This is a genomic window from Anoxybacillus flavithermus (assembly GCF_002742685.1).
Lineage (GTDB): Bacteria > Bacillota > Bacilli > Bacillales > Anoxybacillaceae > Anoxybacillus > Anoxybacillus flavithermus_E.
Genome location: NZ_PEDM01000011.1, coordinates 1 through 16,952 on the forward strand (window position 1 = coordinate 1; position 16,952 = coordinate 16,952).

Annotated in this window: 14 protein-coding genes; 12 read left to right on the forward strand and 2 right to left on the reverse strand. The window is 43.8% G+C overall.

Translation table 11 applies throughout. From position 1 onward, the window contains the following. Positions 1 to 36: 36 nt before the first annotated feature. Positions 37 to 186: a YycC family protein gene (locus CS060_RS06760; RefSeq protein WP_069201716.1), complete on the reverse strand. Its 150-nt coding sequence runs from the start codon at positions 184 to 186 to the stop codon at positions 37 to 39. Positions 187 to 241: 55 nt separating this feature from the next. Between CS060_RS06760 and CS060_RS06765 the strand changes: the two genes are divergently transcribed. Continuing rightward, positions 242 to 976, forward strand: a complete 735-nt coding sequence (locus tag CS060_RS06765; RefSeq protein WP_099668808.1) for a glycerophosphodiester phosphodiesterase — start codon at positions 242 to 244, stop codon at positions 974 to 976. On the opposite strand, the gene CS060_RS06770 is transcribed toward CS060_RS06765, so the two are convergent. Beyond that, positions 968 to 1,222, reverse strand: coding sequence for a DUF2627 domain-containing protein (locus CS060_RS06770; RefSeq protein ID WP_035047870.1), 255 nt, complete (start codon positions 1,220 to 1,222; stop codon positions 968 to 970). The two genes, CS060_RS06765 and CS060_RS06770, sit on opposite strands and share 9 nt — an antisense overlap. Positions 1,223 to 1,346: 124 nt before the next feature. On the opposite strand from CS060_RS06770, the gene CS060_RS06775 reads away from it, so the two are divergent. The 11 genes from CS060_RS06775 to meaB all read left to right on the forward strand — a co-directional run bounded on the left by CS060_RS06775 (position 1,347) and on the right by meaB (position 16,900). Next, positions 1,347 to 3,413: a sigma 54-interacting transcriptional regulator gene (locus CS060_RS06775; RefSeq protein ID WP_099668809.1), complete on the forward strand. Its 2,067-nt coding sequence runs from the start codon at positions 1,347 to 1,349 to the stop codon at positions 3,411 to 3,413. Between the two features lie 127 nt (positions 3,414 to 3,540). Continuing rightward, the gene (gene yqiS, locus CS060_RS06780) at positions 3,541 to 4,443 is read left to right on the forward strand and encodes a phosphate butyryltransferase (RefSeq protein WP_035047868.1); all 903 of its coding nucleotides are present in this window, start codon (positions 3,541 to 3,543) and stop codon (positions 4,441 to 4,443) included. 16 nt (positions 4,444 to 4,459) lie between these two features. After that, positions 4,460 to 5,563 (forward strand): branched-chain amino acid dehydrogenase, encoded by a 1,104-nt coding sequence (gene bcd / locus CS060_RS06785; RefSeq protein WP_035047866.1) that lies wholly within the window; start codon positions 4,460 to 4,462, stop codon positions 5,561 to 5,563. Positions 5,564 to 5,628: 65 nt separating this feature from the next. Beyond that, a complete protein-coding gene (gene buk, locus CS060_RS06790) occupies positions 5,629 to 6,729 on the forward strand; it encodes a butyrate kinase (RefSeq protein ID WP_035047864.1) in 1,101 nt (366 codons plus the stop codon). 12 nt (positions 6,730 to 6,741) lie between these two features. Beyond that, positions 6,742 to 8,163 carry a dihydrolipoyl dehydrogenase gene (gene lpdA / locus CS060_RS06795; protein ID WP_035047862.1) on the forward strand — a complete coding sequence of 474 codons (1,422 nt, stop codon included), beginning with the start codon at positions 6,742 to 6,744 and terminating at the stop codon, positions 8,161 to 8,163. Positions 8,164 to 8,177: 14 nt separating this feature from the next. Next, positions 8,178 to 9,176 carry a thiamine pyrophosphate-dependent dehydrogenase E1 component subunit alpha gene (locus CS060_RS06800; protein WP_035047860.1) on the forward strand — a complete coding sequence of 333 codons (999 nt, stop codon included), beginning with the start codon at positions 8,178 to 8,180 and terminating at the stop codon, positions 9,174 to 9,176. Between the two features lie 2 nt (positions 9,177 to 9,178). Next, entirely contained in the window at positions 9,179 to 10,162 is a 984-nt protein-coding gene (locus CS060_RS06805; protein WP_003394199.1) for an alpha-ketoacid dehydrogenase subunit beta, read from the forward strand. Between the two features lie 12 nt (positions 10,163 to 10,174). Then, positions 10,175 to 11,485, forward strand: coding sequence for a dihydrolipoamide acetyltransferase family protein (locus CS060_RS06810; protein WP_035047858.1), 1,311 nt, complete (start codon positions 10,175 to 10,177; stop codon positions 11,483 to 11,485). A gap of 159 nt (positions 11,486 to 11,644) precedes the next feature. Further along, positions 11,645 to 13,627: a methylmalonyl-CoA mutase family protein gene (locus tag CS060_RS06815; RefSeq protein ID WP_035047856.1), complete on the forward strand. Its 1,983-nt coding sequence runs from the start codon at positions 11,645 to 11,647 to the stop codon at positions 13,625 to 13,627. Further along, positions 13,614 to 15,803: a methylmalonyl-CoA mutase gene (scpA, locus tag CS060_RS06820; RefSeq protein ID WP_035047854.1), complete on the forward strand. Its 2,190-nt coding sequence runs from the start codon at positions 13,614 to 13,616 to the stop codon at positions 15,801 to 15,803. Before CS060_RS06815 ends, scpA begins: the two co-directional genes overlap by 14 nt. Then, positions 15,800 to 16,900 carry a methylmalonyl Co-A mutase-associated GTPase MeaB gene (gene meaB / locus CS060_RS06825; RefSeq protein WP_035047852.1) on the forward strand — a complete coding sequence of 367 codons (1,101 nt, stop codon included), beginning with the start codon at positions 15,800 to 15,802 and terminating at the stop codon, positions 16,898 to 16,900. The genes scpA and meaB overlap by 4 nt, the downstream gene beginning before the upstream one ends. Positions 16,901 to 16,952: the final 52 nt, after the last annotated feature.

A 16,952-nucleotide genomic window follows, 5' to 3' on the forward strand; every position in this document is an offset into this window, starting at 1 on the left:
ACCGTACGTACGGTGGTGTGAGAGGACGGAGGTTAATCACCTCCTCCTACTCGATTTCGTTTTTTCAATTTCAAGCAACTTTTGGATTAATATGTGCTGCGGCATATGCATAATTTGTTCTAGCGGCATGTTTAATGCTTTCGCTAGCTTTTGGGCTGTCTCTAACGAAATGTTTAGAGGTCGCATACATTCAACTCCTTTCATATGTTAAGTATAAAACGTTTTTAAAGGTGGGAAAAGAATGACACATATTTTTGCTCATCGCGGTTCGGCCGGGACGCATCCAGAGAATACAATGGCCTCGTTTATAGAAGCGGCACGTGTGCAAGCGGATGGAATTGAACTTGATGTACAACTTTCAAGAGACGGAGTCGTCGTCGTCATTCATGATGAAACAGTCAATCGGACGACAGACGGAACAGGATGGGTTGGACAAATGACGTATCGGCAATTGCGAAAATTAAACGCCAACTATAAATTTAAACAATACGGATTTTGTCCGATTCCGTCGTTACAAGAAGTGCTTGAGTGGGCACAACACACGTCGTTGCTTATTAATATAGAATTAAAAAACAATCTTGTACCTTACGAACGACTAGAAGAAAAAACAATTGAACTTGTGGAGCAATATCGTTTAGCATCGCGCGTCATTTTTTCATCGTTTAACCATGAAAGTATGGCAACATGTCATCAATTAGCTCCTCATATTGAAACAGCGCTACTATATATGGAAAAATTGCATCAGCCGTGGGATTATGCCCATACTTTACACGCTTTGGCGCTTCATCCGTATCATCGCGCTGTAGATCGATTGTTTGTTGAAGCAGCTCATGCTAATCAATTGCTCATTCGTCCTTTTACAATCAATAAAGAAGAACAGATGAAAACGATGTTTCAATATGAAGTAGACGGCATATTTACCGATTTTCCAGAGAAAGCGCAAAACATACGTGAAAAAACGCTTCGATCACTTTGAATCGAAGCGTTTCTTTTTTTGAAAACGTGGTTGCACTTTGTTTCGTTTTCGATCGCGGTGCAAAATAAATCCTGCAATAAAGCCGAGTCCGATGATAAAACAAAATAAACCGAGCAAAAATTGAATGATAAGTGAAGGGATCGGTGCGTGTAAAATGCCAAACACCGTATCGCGCATCCATTTAATCCCTAGCGCTGCGATAAATCCTGGAATTAGTAAAATAAGTAGGGCGATCATTCGTTGCATAAAACAAAACCCTTTCCATTTGTTCTGTTTTCATCATAAATGTTTTTGTTTGTTTGTCAAGAAGAGAAAAACAATGTATGATGAAAGCGTCTGCAAAAAATTGCAAACGAACAGGTGATGGGGAATGAAAAAAGTATTAATTGTTGGGGCAGGCAAAGGTGGAAGTGCGCTATTAAAAATGTTTCATGAAACAAAACTGATGGATGTTGTAGCGGTTGTGGATCGAAACGACGATGCACCAGGGATAAAGGCTGCGCGTGACATGGGTATTCAGACGAGCAACCATTGGCGTGACGTGTTAACCGACGATATTGACGTCATTGTTGAAGTGACGGGAGACGACGACGTGTTTGCTACGTTGCGTAAAGCAAGTGCTGCGCATACGGTCGTTATCCCTGGCGATATTGCTTACATTATTGCGCAACTTGTCGAAGAAAAAGAACAACTCATTGCTACGTTAAAAACAGCGACAACGAAACATGATTTAATTTTTCATTCTACGCATGACGGAATGATCGTCATTGACGAACGTGGTTTTGTCACTCATATGAATCCGAGCGCAGAAAAAATGATTGGAAAAAGAAAAAAAGAAGTCATTGGTACGCATATTTTGCGTGTTATTCCAGCTAGCGGATTGCCGCGTGTATTACAAACGAGAGAAGTTGAGTTGAATCAAGAATTAATATTAGAAAACGGAAAAAAAATGATTACGACACGCATCCCGCTTATTGATGAAACTGGAAAATTGTTTGGCGCTTTTGCGGTATTCAAAGATATTACAGAAGTTGTTCATTTGGCGGAAGAAGTAACAAATTTAAAAGAAATTCGCACGATGTTAGAAGCGATTATTCACTCTTCAGAAGAAGCGATTTCCGTTGTTGATGAATACGGTAACGGTATTTTAATTAATCCAGCATATACAAAGTTAACGGGTTTATCAGAAGAAGAAGTGATCGGAAAACCGGCGACAGCGGACATTTCTGAAGGGGAAAGCATGCATATGAAAGTGTTAAAAACACGACGACCGGTCAGAGGTGTGCGCATGAAAGTCGGTCCGAAAAAGCGCGATGTTGTCGTGAATGTTGCTCCAATTATCGTTGATGGCATGTTAAAAGGAAGTGTTGGTGTCATTCACGATGTTTCAGAAATTGAACAATTAACTTCTGAGTTGCAACGTGCTCGTCAAATTATTCGTACGTTAGAGGCGAAATATTCCTTTGACGACATTGTCGGCACGTCAGAAGAGATGATGTTAGCGATTGAACAGGCGAAATTGGCAGCTAAAACTCCAGCAACGATTTTGCTTCGCGGTGAATCGGGAACAGGGAAAGAATTGTTTGCTCACGCTATTCATAATGCGAGTGATCGAAAATATCATAAATTTGTTCGTGTAAACTGCGCCGCCATTTCCGAATCGTTGCTTGAAAGTGAATTGTTCGGCTACGAGGAAGGAGCGTTCTCAGGCGCAAGACGCGGAGGGAAAAAAGGATTGTTTGAAGAAGCGAACAACGGAAGCATTTTTTTAGATGAGATTGGCGAATTATCCGCCAATATGCAAGCCAAATTGTTGCGTGTGTTACAAGAAAAAGAAATTGTGCGCGTCGGTGGCACGAAGCCTATTCCAATTAATGTGCGCGTCATTGCTGCGACGAATGTTCACTTGGAAAAAGCGATTGCCGACGGGACATTTCGTGAAGACTTATATTATCGACTCAATCGCATGCCGATTTACATTCCTCCGTTGCGTGCACGAAAGCAAGATATTCCTGCGTTATGTGAACGGCTCATACAAAAACTAAATCAAGATTACGGGCGCAATGTGGAGGGAATTACGGATGATGCCCTTGCTTATTTACTATCGTACGATTGGCCGGGAAATGTACGTGAACTAGAAAACGTACTAGGACGCGCGATGATTTTTATGAAATATAATGAAGTGGTCATTGAACGGAAGCATATTTCATTGTTGCACAAATCGAAAGAGCCAGAACATCTTTCGTCCTCTGAATTGCTTTATGGGCATAAACCGCTAAACGAGCTCGTGGAGCAATACGAAGCGAAAGTCATTGAGAACGTTTTGCAAGCGTGCCAAGGAAATAAAACCGCAGCTGCCAAACAACTAGGCATTTCGATTCGAAATTTATACTACAAGCTTGAAAAGTATGGACTTGATAAAAAAAGCATGCAATAATGTTCATAGTATGCAAAAAGTTGCAACGAAAAAGAAATAAAATAAAGCGTTTTCAATAACAAAAAAGTTGGCATGGTTTTTGCAAGAATAAAAGGTGACGAAAAAACAAAGGGGTTGAGCAGATGAGATGAAGCTACAATCGTTAATCACCAAAGCAACCCAATTTCCTGAAGCAACCGTAGCTGTTGCGGCAGCTGAAGACGAAGAGGTGTTAAAAGCAGTCGCACAAGCGTTACAAGCAGGATTCGGGCGATTTATTTTATATGGCGATGAATCCGTTTTATCACGCCTCGTTGCTGAATATGTACAGGAAGCAAATGACGATGTGATTCGTATTGTTCATGCTTCGACAAACGAAGAAGCAGCCCACATGGCTGTGAAAGCGGTGCACGAAAAAGAAGCAAGCGTCTTAATGAAAGGGAACGTACCGACAGCAACCATTTTAAAAGCGGTGCTAAATAAAGAGTATGGGCTGCGCACAGGCCGTGTCTTATCGCATGTTGCTGTATTTGATGTACCGTATTATGAACGCCCAATTCTCGTCACTGACGCAGCGATGAATATCGCACCTGATTTACAACAAAAAACAGAAATTATTATGAACGCAGTACAAGTGGCGAAAGCGATTGGCATTCATACACCGAAAGTTGCGCCGCTCGCCGCTGTTGAAGTTGTGAATCCAGCGATGCCAGCTACGATTGATGCAGCAGCGTTGTCGCTCATGAATCAACGCGGACAGCTAAAAGATTGCATCGTCGATGGCCCGCTCGCTTTAGATAATGCCATTTCCGTTGAATCAGCCCAACATAAAGGCATTCAAAGTTCGGTAGCAGGACATGCTGATATTTTAGTTGTACCGAACATTGAAACGGGAAATGTGCTATATAAGTCGCTCGTTTATTTTGCCCGCGCGCAAGTAGGAGCGATCATTGCTGGCGCGAAAGCACCAATTGTATTAACATCGCGCGCGGATTCAGCAGAAAGTAAATTGTATTCACTAGCATTAGCCATTTGTGCAACGAACGAATAACAAGGGGGAACGAACGATGGAGATTTTTAAATATATGGAGCAATACGACTATGAGCAATTAGTATTTTGCCAAGATAAAGAATCAGGATTGAAAGCGATTATCGCTATTCATGATACAACGCTTGGACCAGCATTAGGCGGCACGCGCATGTGGATGTATGAATCTGAAGATGCAGCGATTGAAGATGCGCTCCGTTTAGCGCGTGGGATGACGTATAAAAACGCAGCAGCTGGGTTAAATCTTGGCGGTGGAAAAGCGGTCATCATTGGGGATCCGCGGAAAGATAAAAACGAAGCGATGTTCCGTGCGTTCGGTCGCTTTATTCAAGGATTAAACGGTCGCTACATTACAGCGGAGGACGTTGGTACAACCGTCGCTGATATGGATATTATTTACGAAGAAACAGACTATGTCACAGGGATTTCACCAGCATTCGGTTCGTCTGGAAATCCTTCTCCGGTTACTGCGTACGGCGTTTATCGTGGCATGAAAGCAGCAGCGAAAGAGGCTTTCGGTAGCGATTCACTTGAAGGAAAAGTGATCGCGGTACAAGGAGTCGGTAATGTCGCTTACAATTTATGCCGTCATCTTCATGAAGAAGGAGCGAAGCTTATCGTTACAGACATTAATAAAGAAGCGGTGCAACGCGTTGTTGAAGAGTTTGGCGCACAAGCCGTTGACCCAAACGATATTTACAGCGTAGACTGCGACATTTTTGCTCCGTGTGCCCTTGGTGGAATTATTAATGATCAAACAATTCCGCAATTGAAAGCAAAAGTCATTGCAGGCGCTGCGAACAACCAATTGCGCGAAGCAAGACATGGCGACATCATTCATGAAATGGGTATCGTTTATGCGCCAGACTATGTGATTAACGCGGGCGGTGTCATTAACGTAGCGGATGAGCTATACGGATATAACCGCGAACGCGCGATGAAAAAAGTTGAACAAATTTATAATAATATTGAAAAAGTTATCGAAATTGCGAAACGTGACGGCATTCCAACATACCAAGCAGCAGACCGTCTAGCTGAGGAGCGCATTGCAAAAATGCGTCAATCACGGAGCCAGTTCTTACAAAACGGTCAACACATTTTAAGCCGTCGTCGTACGCGCTAAACATATGTAACGAAGCGAGGACGTCCGTTCTCGCTTCGTCGATGATAAAAATGGAGGGTTACACATTGCAAGAACATTCATTTCGCATCTTAGTCATTAATCCGGGATCGACGTCAACGAAAATTGGCGTTTTTCATAATGAACGCTCCATTTTCGAAAAAACGATTCGCCATGATACAGAGGCGTTACGAGCGTATAAAAAAATTATTGACCAATACGAATTTCGCAAACAAACGATTTTAGAAACGCTTGATCATGAAGGTATTAATATTTCTAAGCTCGACGCGGTATGCGGACGCGGTGGCTTACTTCGTCCAATTGAAGGTGGCACATACGCTGTTAATGAGATGATGCTGCAAGATTTGAAACGCGGCTATTCCGGTCAGCATGCTTCAAATCTTGGTGGGATTTTGGCGCATGAAATTGCTTCCGCATTAAACATTCCTGCATTTATTGTCGACCCAGTCGTTGTAGACGAACTTGATCCGATCGCTCGCATTTCTGGTTTTTCGTTAATCGAGCGTCGCAGCATTTTCCATGCATTAAATCAAAAAGCGGTCGCTCGTCGCGTCGCCAAACAGATGGGAAAAGCGTATGAAGAAGTCAATTTCATCGTTGCACATATGGGCGGAGGTATTACAGTCGGTGCACATAAGTGCGGGCGTGTCATTGATGTCAACAACGGATTGGACGGAGAAGGTCCGTTTAGCCCGGAGCGTGCTGGGACCGTGCCAGCAGGTGACCTCGTTTCTCTCTGTTTCTCTGGTGAATATTATCGCGAAGAAGTGATGCGCATGCTCGTTGGAGGAGGAGGTCTTGTTGGGTATTTAGGAACGAATGATGCGGTGAAAGTTGAAAAAATGATTGAAAATGGTGATGAAAAAGCGAAACTCGTTTATAGCGCGATGGCATACCAAGTAGCGAAAGAAATTGGAGCAGCAAGCGCTGTGTTAGCTGGAAAAGTTGACGCCATCATTTTAACGGGCGGTTTAGCATACGGAAAACAGTTTGTGAAAGAAATTGCTGATCGGGTACAATGGATTGCCGATGTCATCGTGCAACCAGGGGAAAATGAATTGCAGGCACTTGCTGAAGGGGCACTTCGCGTGTTGCGTGGAGAAGAAGAAGCGAAACAATATCCACAAGCGGTCAAAACAACAGTTTAAGGGGATGAAACGATGGCTAAAGAGTACGATGTCGTGATACTTGGCGGTGGAACGGGCGGATATGTTGCCGCCATTCGTGCGGCCCAACTCGGTTTAAAAACAGCGGTTGTTGAAAAAGGAAAGCTTGGGGGAACGTGTTTGCATGCAGGATGTATCCCGAGCAAAGCGTTATTGCGCAGCGCAGAAGTATATGCTCAAACGAAACAAAGCGAAACGTTTGGCGTGTTTGCTAGGGAAGTGCGTTTAGATTTTGCTCAAGTACAAGCGCGCAAACAGTCGATCATTGATCAACTGCATAAAGGGATCCACATGTTAATGAAAAAAGGAAAAATCGATGTGTATGAAGGAACGGGACGTATTTTAGGTCCATCCATTTTTTCACCAATGCCGGGAACGATCTCTGTTGAGATGAATGACGGAACAGAAAATGAAATGCTTGTACCAAAATACGTTGTCATCGCAACAGGATCTCGCCCGCGCACGTTACCGGGGTTAACGATTGATGGACAATTCGTTATGACGTCAGATGAAGCGTTGCGCATGGAAACGTTGCCAGCTTCCATTATCATCGTCGGTGGCGGAGTCATCGGAATTGAATGGGCATCGATGTTAAACGATTTTGGTGTAGATGTCACGGTCGTTGAATATGCCGATCGCATTTTACCAACGGAAGATCGCGACGTATCAAAAGAAATTGAAAAAATATTAAAACAACGTGGCGTACGCATTGTTACAAAAGCGAAAGTGTTACCGGAAACGCTCATTGTTGAAAATGGTGTACGCATTCAAGCAGAGGCCAATGGACAAAACGAAACGTTTACAGCTGAAAAAATGCTCGTTTCTGTCGGACGTCAAGCAAACGTTGAAGGAATCGGATTGGAAAACACCGATATTGTTATTGAAAAAGGATTTATTCAAACAAACGAGTATTATCAAACGAGAGAAAAACATATTTACGCGATTGGCGATGTGATCGGTGGTTTACAACTTGCCCATGTTGCTTCACATGAGGGAATCATCGCGATTGAACATCTTGCTGGAAATACTGTTTATCCACTCGATTATACGATGGTGCCAAAATGTATTTACAGTCGTCCTGAAGCGGCAAGCGTTGGTTTAACAGAAGAAGAAGCGAAAACAAAAGGATATGACGTGAAAGTCGGCAAATTTCCGTTTAAAGCGATCGGCAAAGCGCTTGTGTACGGGGAAGCTGAAGGGTTTGTAAAAATCGTCGCCGATGCAAAAACAGATGATGTACTCGGTGTGCATATGGTTGGCCCACATGTAACGGATATGATTTCTGAAGCTGGATTAGCGCGTGTGCTCAATGCAACACCTTGGGAAATTGCCCACACGATTCATCCGCATCCGACGCTGTCAGAAGCGATGATGGAAGCGGCGCTTGCTGTTGACGGAAAAGCGATTCATTTTTAAAGGAGGAATGAATGATGGCGGAAAATCGTCATAAACAACTCGGTTTAAGCGATGAAACCGTTTTACAAATGTATGAAACGATGGTGTTAGCGCGTAAAATTGACGAGCGGATGTGGTTGTTAAACCGTGCAGGTAAAATTCCGTTCGTTATCTCTTGCCAAGGACAAGAAGCGGCGCAAGTAGGAGCGGCATTCGCTTTAGATCGCACGAAAGATTACGTCTTGCCTTATTATCGTGACATGGGTGTTGTATTAACGTTCGGTATGACACCGACAGAATTGATGCTTTCAGCATTTGCGAAAGCGGAAGATCCAAACTCTGGCGGTCGCCAAATGCCAGGGCATTTCGGGAAAAAGAAAAACCGAATCGTCACAGGTTCTTCCCCTGTTACAACACAAGTGCCGCATGCGGTTGGCATTGCGTTAGCAGCAAAAACGGAGAAAAAAGATTTCGTATCGTTCGTTACATTTGGAGAAGGGTCTTCGAACCAAGGTGACTTCCACGAAGGAGCAAACTTTGCAGGCGTTCATAAGCTGCCGGTCATCTTTATGTGCGAAAACAATAAATATGCCATCTCTGTTCCAATTGAAAAACAATTAGCATGCGAAAAAGTGTCAGACCGTGCGATCGGCTATGGCATGCCAGGATATACAGTAGACGGTACAGATCCGCTTGAAGTATATCGCGTCGTAAAAGAAGCAGCAGATCGTGCGCGCCGTGGTGAAGGACCAACATTAATTGAAACGGTTGCTTATCGTTTAACAGCGCATTCATCAGACGATGACGATCGTGCATATCGTACGCCAGAAGAAATTGCAGAAGCAAAATCAAAAGATCCAATTTATTTATTTGCGAACTACTTAAAAGAAGTAGGCGTATTAACGGATGAGCTGGAAAAAGAAATTGTTGATCGTGCGATGAAACAAGTGAACGAAGCGACAGACTACGCAGAAAAAGCACCATATGCACAACCAGAACATGCGTTGAAATACGTGTACGCAGAGGAGGAATAAACATGCCTGTCATTTCATATATCGATGCCGTTACGATGGCCATTCGCGAAGAAATGGAACGTGACCCGCGCGTATTCGTACTTGGAGAAGATGTTGGAAAAAAAGGGGGCGTATTTAAAGCGACGCAAGGGCTTTATGATCAATTTGGGGAAGAGCGAGTCATCGATACGCCGTTAGCGGAATCTGCCATCGTTGGTGTCGGGATCGGTGCAGCGATGTACGGATTACGCCCAATTGCTGAAATTCAATTTGCGGATTTTATTATGCCTGCTGTCAACCAAATTATTTCTGAAGCGGCGCGCATTCGTTATCGTTCGAATAACGATTGGAATTGTCCGATTGTTATTCGTGCTCCATACGGTGGCGGTGTTCACGGAGCGTTATATCATTCTCAATCTGTTGAAGCAATTTTTGCGAATCAACCGGGATTAAAAATCGTCATGCCGTCTACACCGTACGATGTGAAAGGATTATTAAAAGCGGCGATTCGTGATGAAGATCCAGTGTTGTTCTTTGAGCATAAGCGCGCATATCGTCTCATTAAAGGAGAAGTTCCAACAGACGACTATGTGCTTCCGATCGGTAAAGCAGATGTCAAACGTGAAGGAGAAGACATTACAGTTATTACGTACGGCTTATGCGTTCATTTTGCTTTGCAAGCTGCTGAAAAATTGGCGCAAGAAGGCATTTCCGCTCACATTTTAGATTTGCGTACCGTCTATCCGCTCGATAAAGAAGCGATTATTGAAGCAGCAAGCAAAACAGGAAAAGTATTGCTTGTGACAGAGGACAATAAAGAAGGAAGCGTCATGAGCGAAGTAGCGGCGATTATTGCAGAACATTGCTTATTCGATTTAGACGCACCAATTATGCGACTAGCTGGTCCAGACGTTCCAGCTATGCCATATGCGCCAACGATGGAAAAATTCTTTATGGTCAACCCAGATAAAGTCGAAAAGGCGATGCGCGAATTGGCGCAGTTTTAAGGAGGAGTCACGATGGCGATTGAGAAAATTACGATGCCACAGCTTGGGGAAAGTGTAACGGAAGGGACGATTAGTCAATGGCTCGTATCTGTTGGCACTCGTGTCAACAAATATGATCCGCTTGCCGAAGTGATGACAGATAAAGTGAATGCAGAAATTCCATCTTCATTTGCTGGTGTCATTAAAGAAATTATCGCAAAAGAAGGGGAAACGTTGCCAGTTGGCGCCGTCATTTGTACGATTGAAGTCGAAGGAGAAGGCATAGAAACGGCGGAAACGAAACAAGAAGAAGCACCGAAAGCGGAAGCTCCGTCAGCGCCAGCACAAGCAGCAATGCCGAAAAAACCGGTGGGAGAAAGAGGCCGCTATTCGCCAGCCGTTCTTCGCCTTGCCCAAGAGCACAACATCGACCTTGAACAAGTACAAGGAACAGGCATGGGCGGACGCATTACGCGCAAAGACTTGTTGAAATTGATCGAATCCGGCAACATTCCAACGCCAAGTCAAACGCCAACCGCTTCGGTTCAAGCGCCTGTGCAGTCGGTACAAGAAGCGCCAAAAGCGGAAGCTTCAGTTGCGGCAGCACCGAAACAAGCCGCTGCGCCTAACGTACCGCTTCAACCAGGCGATATTGAAATTCCAGTGACACCAGTTCGAAAAGCGATTGCGACAAACATGCTTCGTAGTAAACATGAAGCGCCACACGCATGGACGATGGTTGAAGTCGATGTAACAAACTTAGTTGCTTATCGCGATTCGATTAAAGACGAATTTAAAAAGCGCGAAGGCTTTAACTTAACGTATTTTGCGTTTTTTGTAAAAGCGGTGGCTCAAGCGTTAAAAGAATTCCCACAAATGAACTCGATGTGGGCAGGAGATAAAATTGTTCAAAAGAAAGATATTAACATTTCAATTGCCGTAGCAACAGATGACGCCTTATTCGTTCCAGTCATTAAACATGCTGATGAAAAATCAATTAAAGGAATTGCGCGTGAAATTGCTGAATTAGCCGCAAAAGTGCGCGCAGGTAAGCTCCGTCCGGAAGATATGCAAGGGGGCACATTTACAGTCAATAACACAGGTTCGTTCGGTTCGGTGCAATCGATGGGAATCATTAACTACCCGCAAGCAGCGATTTTACAAGTTGAATCGATCGTGAAACGCCCGGTTGTCAAAGACGGTATGATTGCGGTTCGCGATATGGTTAACCTTTGCTTATCGCTAGATCATCGCGTGCTCGATGGTTTAATTTGCGGTCGCTTTTTAGCGCGTGTCAAAGAAATTTTAGAGCATGTCACAAAAGAAAACACACCAATTTACTAATGATGATGAGGAGGGTAACGAATAGTTATCCTCTTCTTCTTATATCAACGATTTCTCTTTTCTTCCTTTCGACGATGTACTACAATAAAAAATGTAACGAATATTTTCAAAAATAAGAAAAGAAAGCGTTTTAACAACAAAGGGGGATGGGGTGCCACAATGAAACAAATATCGTTTCCGATTCCAAGCTACGACGAATGGAAACAAGAAGTAGAAAAATCGTTAAAAGGAAAATCGATCGATCAACTACATGCTAAAACATATGAACAAATTGAATTAAAACCGATTTACACGCGTGCGGATTTAGAAGGATTACATATCGAACAATATCCAGGTTTTCCTTCATATGTACGCGGAACAGAAGTAGAAGGATATATAAAAAAAGGATGGGAAGTAAGCCAGCAATGCTCAGCTTCTACACCTCAACAGTGGAATGCGAGCATGAAGCATCAGTTAGAACGTGGACAGACAGAAATTCATGTCGTATTGCCGAATTTAAACTTTTTCATTCAAACGATCGAGCAAATCGAAGCGATGTTTTCAAACATTCCTTTAACTAATCATTCTCTTCGCATCGATACAGGAGCGTGTTCTTTTCCGTTTTTTCCTCTTTTTGTGACATACCTTGAGGAAAGTGGACAGCCGCTTAGTCGCATGCGCGGGACGATCGGAATGGATCCACTTCATTTACTGACGATCACAGGAAAGCTTCCTATGCCGCTTTCTACTTTATACGATGTCATGGCAGATGTGACGACATGGGCGAAAACACATATGCCGCATGTGAAAACAATTCTCGTTCATGCTGATCCATATCATAATGGGGGAGGCCATGCGATTCAACAGCTTGCATTTACTTTTGCCTCAGCCGTAGAGTATATAAACGAATGTCTCGAGCGTGGATTAACGATTGATGACGTAGCCAACCGTATCGATTTTTCTTTCCCAGTTGGCTCACATTTCTTTATAGAAATTGCGAAGCTACGTGCTGCGCGGCTCATTTGGTCAAACATTGTGCAAGCGTTCGGAGGAAGCGAACAAGCGCAAAAACTATCCATTCATGCGCGTACGTCGTATTTTACGAAAACGGTATACGATCCGTACGTCAACATGCTTCGCGCAACGACAGAAGCGTTTGCTGCGATTGTCGGTGGGGCAAATAGTTTGCATGTTTCACCATTTAATGAGCCATTTGCAACAGAAGATGAATTTGCAACGCGCATCGCGAGAAATACACAACTTATTTTGTTAGAAGAAGCCCATATCGGAAAAGTGATCGATCCAGCTGGTGGGTCTTATTATGTCGAAACGTTGACGGCTCAAGTTGCTGAAGAAGCTTGGAAATTATTTCAACAGGTCGAAGCGCAAGGCGGGATGACAAAAGCGCTTCAATGCGGATTTGTGCAAAAGGAAATTGAAAACATAGCAAAACAACGTGAACAACATGTGAAAGCAAGAAAAGAAAAGATCGTCGGAACGAACGTATATGCAAACATTGCTGAGCCGTCAGCACCGAAACATACGTACACTGCTTACGGAAGCAATCATATGTATATCGATATAAAAACAATGGAAGAGGCGCTTTCGCTTGTTAAACGTCGAGCGATCGCTCAACATGTTATACATGAAAAGGAAAGTTCAGCCGTGATCGTGTCACCGATTCGACAATGGCGTTTATCTGAGCCGTTTGAACAGCTTCGCAAAGCATCGGAACGCCATGCAGAAACAAGCGGTCAGCGTCCAACTGTGCATCTTGTAAATCTCGGTTCGATTCCAAAACATAAAGCGCGCGCTGATTTTATGACAGGTTTTTTTGAAGCGGGTGGATTTTCAGTCGTAAAAAATGATGGCTATATGACGCCAGAAGAAGCCGTAGACGGAGTGCTACAAATGAACGGAACGCATTATATCATTTGCGGGACAGATGATGATTATGTAGATGCCGTTCCGCATATTGTGCGTCAAGTAAAAACGAAAAAAAGCGATGTTCGCATATATGTCGCAGGAAAGCAACCATCACATATTGAAGCAACGTTTATAGAAGCGGGCGTCAATGGATTCATTCATATCGGTTCGAACTGCTACGATACGATTTTCGCATTTATGAAAGATATGGGGGTGAACGTGGATGGGGAAAATTAATTTTGCCAATCGATCGTTACAATATGGAAAGCCAGTTGATGAACAAACGTGGAAAAAAGCGATCGAACAAAAAGTAAGAGCAACATTCGATGAACTCGTATTCCAAACAAACGAACATATTGCGATCAAACCGCTATATACGAAAGAAGATATAGCAGACCTCGATTTTCTTGACTATATGCCGGGCATTCCGCCATACGTTCGTGGACCATATCCATCGATGTACGTCAATCGCCCATGGACGATTCGTCAATACGCTGGCTTTTCGACAGCGGAAGAAAGCAATGCATTTTATCGTCGCAACTTAGCGATGGGTCAAAAAGGGCTGTCTGTCGCTTTTGATCTTGCAACACATCGGGGATATGACTCCGACCATCCGCGCGTTATCGGGGATGTCGGCAAGGCAGGAGTCGCCATTGATTCTGTGTTAGATATGAAAACGTTATTTGACGGCATCCCGCTTGACCAAATGTCCGTATCGATGACGATGAACGGTGCCGTATTGCCAATTATGGCGTTTTACATTGTGACGGCCGAAGAACAAGGAGTAAAACAAGAACAGCTATCTGGAACGATTCAAAATGACATTTTAAAAGAATATATGGTGCGGAATACGTACATTTATCCACCAGAAATGTCCATGCGTATTATTGCAGACATTTTTGCGTATACGTCCAAACATATGCCGAAATTCAACAGCATAAGCATTTCAGGTTACCATATGCAAGAAGCAGGAGCACCTGCAGATATTGAACTCGCTTATACGCTTGCGGATGGATTAGAGTATGTTCGCACAGGACTAAAAGCAGGCATTGACATTGATTCATTTGCTCCGCGTCTATCGTTTTTCTGGGCGATTGGGATGAACTATTTTATGGAAGTAGCAAAAATGCGCGCAGCGCGAATCATTTGGGCGAAAATGATGAAAACATTTAACCCGAAAAACCAAAAATCGCTCGCCCTTCGCACGCATTCGCAAACATCGGGATGGAGCTTAACTGAACAAGATCCGTTTAATAACGTCGTGCGCACATGTTTAGAAGCGCATGCCGCAGCGATGGGACATACGCAGTCGCTTCATACAAATGCGCTTGATGAGGCAATTGCATTACCGACGGACTTTTCCGCTCGCATCGCACGCAATACGCAGCTTTATTTACAAGAAGAAACAGGCATTTGCCAAGTCATTGACCCATGGGCAGGTTCGTATTATGTGGAAACGTTAACGAACGAATTAATGAAGTGTGCATGGGCTCACATTGAGGAAATCGAAAATCTCGGCGGAATGGCGAAAGCGATTGAAACAGGTTTGCCAAAAATGCGCATCGAAGAAGCTGCGGCAAGAAGGCAAGCAAAAATTGACTCCGGTGCGGAGACGATTATCGGCGTGAATAAATATCGTCCAGAAAAAGAACAACCGATCGATATTTTAGAAGTCGATAATACGGCCGTTAGAGAGCGGCAAATTGAAAAATTAAAACAGTTGCGCGCTTCTCGTGATGAAGAACGCGTTCAACAAACGTTGCAAGCAATTACGAAAGCAGCAGAAACAGGTGAAGGAAACTTGCTTGAATTGGCGGTAGAGGCAGCGCGCGCTCGGGCGACGTTAGGGGAAATATCTGATGCGATTGAAAAAGTAGCAGGCAGGCATAAAGCCGTCATTCGTTCCGTGAGCGGCGTATATAGTTCCGAGTTTACAAACGAAGAAGAAATTGCCCGCGTCAAAAAAATGACGGATGAATTTTACGAGCTAGAAGGAAGACGACCACGCATCTTAATCGCAAAAATGGGACAAGATGGACATGACCGCGGAGCAAAAGTAATTGCAACAGCATTTGCTGATTTAGGGTTTGATGTCGATATCGGTCCTCTCTTTCAAACACCAGAAGAAACAGCTCGGCAAGCGGTTGAAAACGACGTCCATGTCGTCGGCATGAGCTCGCTTGCTGCGGGGCATAAAACGTTGTTGCCACAACTTGTTGAAGAGTTGCGGAAATTAGGGCGTGAAGATATTATCGTTGTCGTTGGTGGAGTCATTCCACCGCAAGATTACGAATTTTTATATGAACATGGTGCAGCTGCAATTTTTGGGCCAGGTACAATCATTCCGGTAGCAGCACAAAAAGTATTGCATGAGATTTATCGACGACTCGGTTACGAGGAAGTGAGTGAATGAGCGAAGAACGGACATCTCGGCCTGAATGGGCTGATGACGGAAAGATGTTTGCAACGTCGTATGTGAAAGGAAACGATCGTGCCCATTTAGCGAAAGAAAACCGATCGGTAAAACGAAAAGAACGTTCCGTTGAGGAATATGTTGCAGGTGTATTGAATCATGATCGCACCATTTTAGCGCAAGCGATCACGCTTATTGAAAGCAATGCAGCAAAACATACCGAAAAAGCTCAGCGCATTTTGCATGAACTCCTTCCATATGTCGGGCGCTCCATTCGCATTGGCATCACCGGTGTGCCGGGAGCAGGAAAAAGTACGTTTATTGAAGCGTTCGGACAATTTTTATGTGAGAAAGGACATCGTGTTGCCGTATTAGCTGTCGATCCGAGCAGTTCAATTACAGGAGGAAGCATTCTTGGAGATAAAACGCGCATGGAACATTTAGCGCGCCATCCGCGTGCGTTTATTCGTCCCTCCCCATCAGGCGGGACGCTCGGTGGCGTGCATCGCAAAACACGCGAGACGATGTTGCTTTGTGAAGCAGCTGGATATGATGTAATTCTTGTGGAAACGGTCGGTGTTGGTCAAAGCGAAGTGGCGGTGCGCGGTATGGTTGATTTTTTCTTATTGCTCGCTTTAACGGGCGCTGGTGATGAATTGCAAGGAATGAAAAAAGGAATGATGGAACTCGTCGATGCGATCGTCATTAATAAAGCAGATGGCGACAATAAAAAGAAAGCAGAAGTAGCGAAAGAAGAATATAATCAAATTTTACACTACTTGCGCCACGCAACGAAAGGCTGGGAAACGAAAGCCTATACATGTTCTTCTCTTTACGGAGAAGGAATTGAACAAATTTGGGAAGTGATCGAACGGTTTGTGCAAACGACAAAACAATCGGGTGTGTTTGAGGAAAGAAGAAGAGAACAGATGAAAGATTGGCTGCATGCAATGATTAAAGATTACTTACACAACCGCTTTTTTCATCATCCAGTTGTACAACAACAGTTGCCGGCTATTGAACAAGAGGTGATGGCAGGAAAACAGCCTGTCACGATGGCTGCCGAGCAATTAATTCATTTATATGAACAAATGTAAAAGGTGTCCGTGATGGGCACCTTTTATATTGGAATGTGTTATAATGAGGGCG

Coding starts and splice junctions, on each gene's coding strand:
- CS060_RS06760 (WP_069201716.1), bottom strand. CDS start 186: ATGCGACCTCTAAACATTTCGTTAGAGACAGCCCAAAAGCTAGCGAAA.
- CS060_RS06765 (WP_099668808.1), top strand. CDS start 242: ATGACACATATTTTTGCTCATCGCGGTTCGGCCGGGACGCATCCAGAG.
- CS060_RS06770 (WP_035047870.1), bottom strand. CDS start 1,222: ATGCAACGAATGATCGCCCTACTTATTTTACTAATTCCAGGATTTATC.
- CS060_RS06775 (WP_099668809.1), top strand. CDS start 1,347: ATGAAAAAAGTATTAATTGTTGGGGCAGGCAAAGGTGGAAGTGCGCTA.
- yqiS (WP_035047868.1), top strand. CDS start 3,541: ATGAAGCTACAATCGTTAATCACCAAAGCAACCCAATTTCCTGAAGCA.
- bcd (WP_035047866.1), top strand. CDS start 4,460: ATGGAGATTTTTAAATATATGGAGCAATACGACTATGAGCAATTAGTA.
- lpdA (WP_035047862.1), top strand. CDS start 6,742: ATGGCTAAAGAGTACGATGTCGTGATACTTGGCGGTGGAACGGGCGGA.
- CS060_RS06800 (WP_035047860.1), top strand. CDS start 8,178: ATGGCGGAAAATCGTCATAAACAACTCGGTTTAAGCGATGAAACCGTT.
- CS060_RS06805 (WP_003394199.1), top strand. CDS start 9,179: ATGCCTGTCATTTCATATATCGATGCCGTTACGATGGCCATTCGCGAA.
- CS060_RS06810 (WP_035047858.1), top strand. CDS start 10,175: ATGGCGATTGAGAAAATTACGATGCCACAGCTTGGGGAAAGTGTAACG.
- CS060_RS06815 (WP_035047856.1), top strand. CDS start 11,645: ATGAAACAAATATCGTTTCCGATTCCAAGCTACGACGAATGGAAACAA.
- scpA (WP_035047854.1), top strand. CDS start 13,614: ATGGGGAAAATTAATTTTGCCAATCGATCGTTACAATATGGAAAGCCA.
- meaB (WP_035047852.1), top strand. CDS start 15,800: ATGAGCGAAGAACGGACATCTCGGCCTGAATGGGCTGATGACGGAAAG.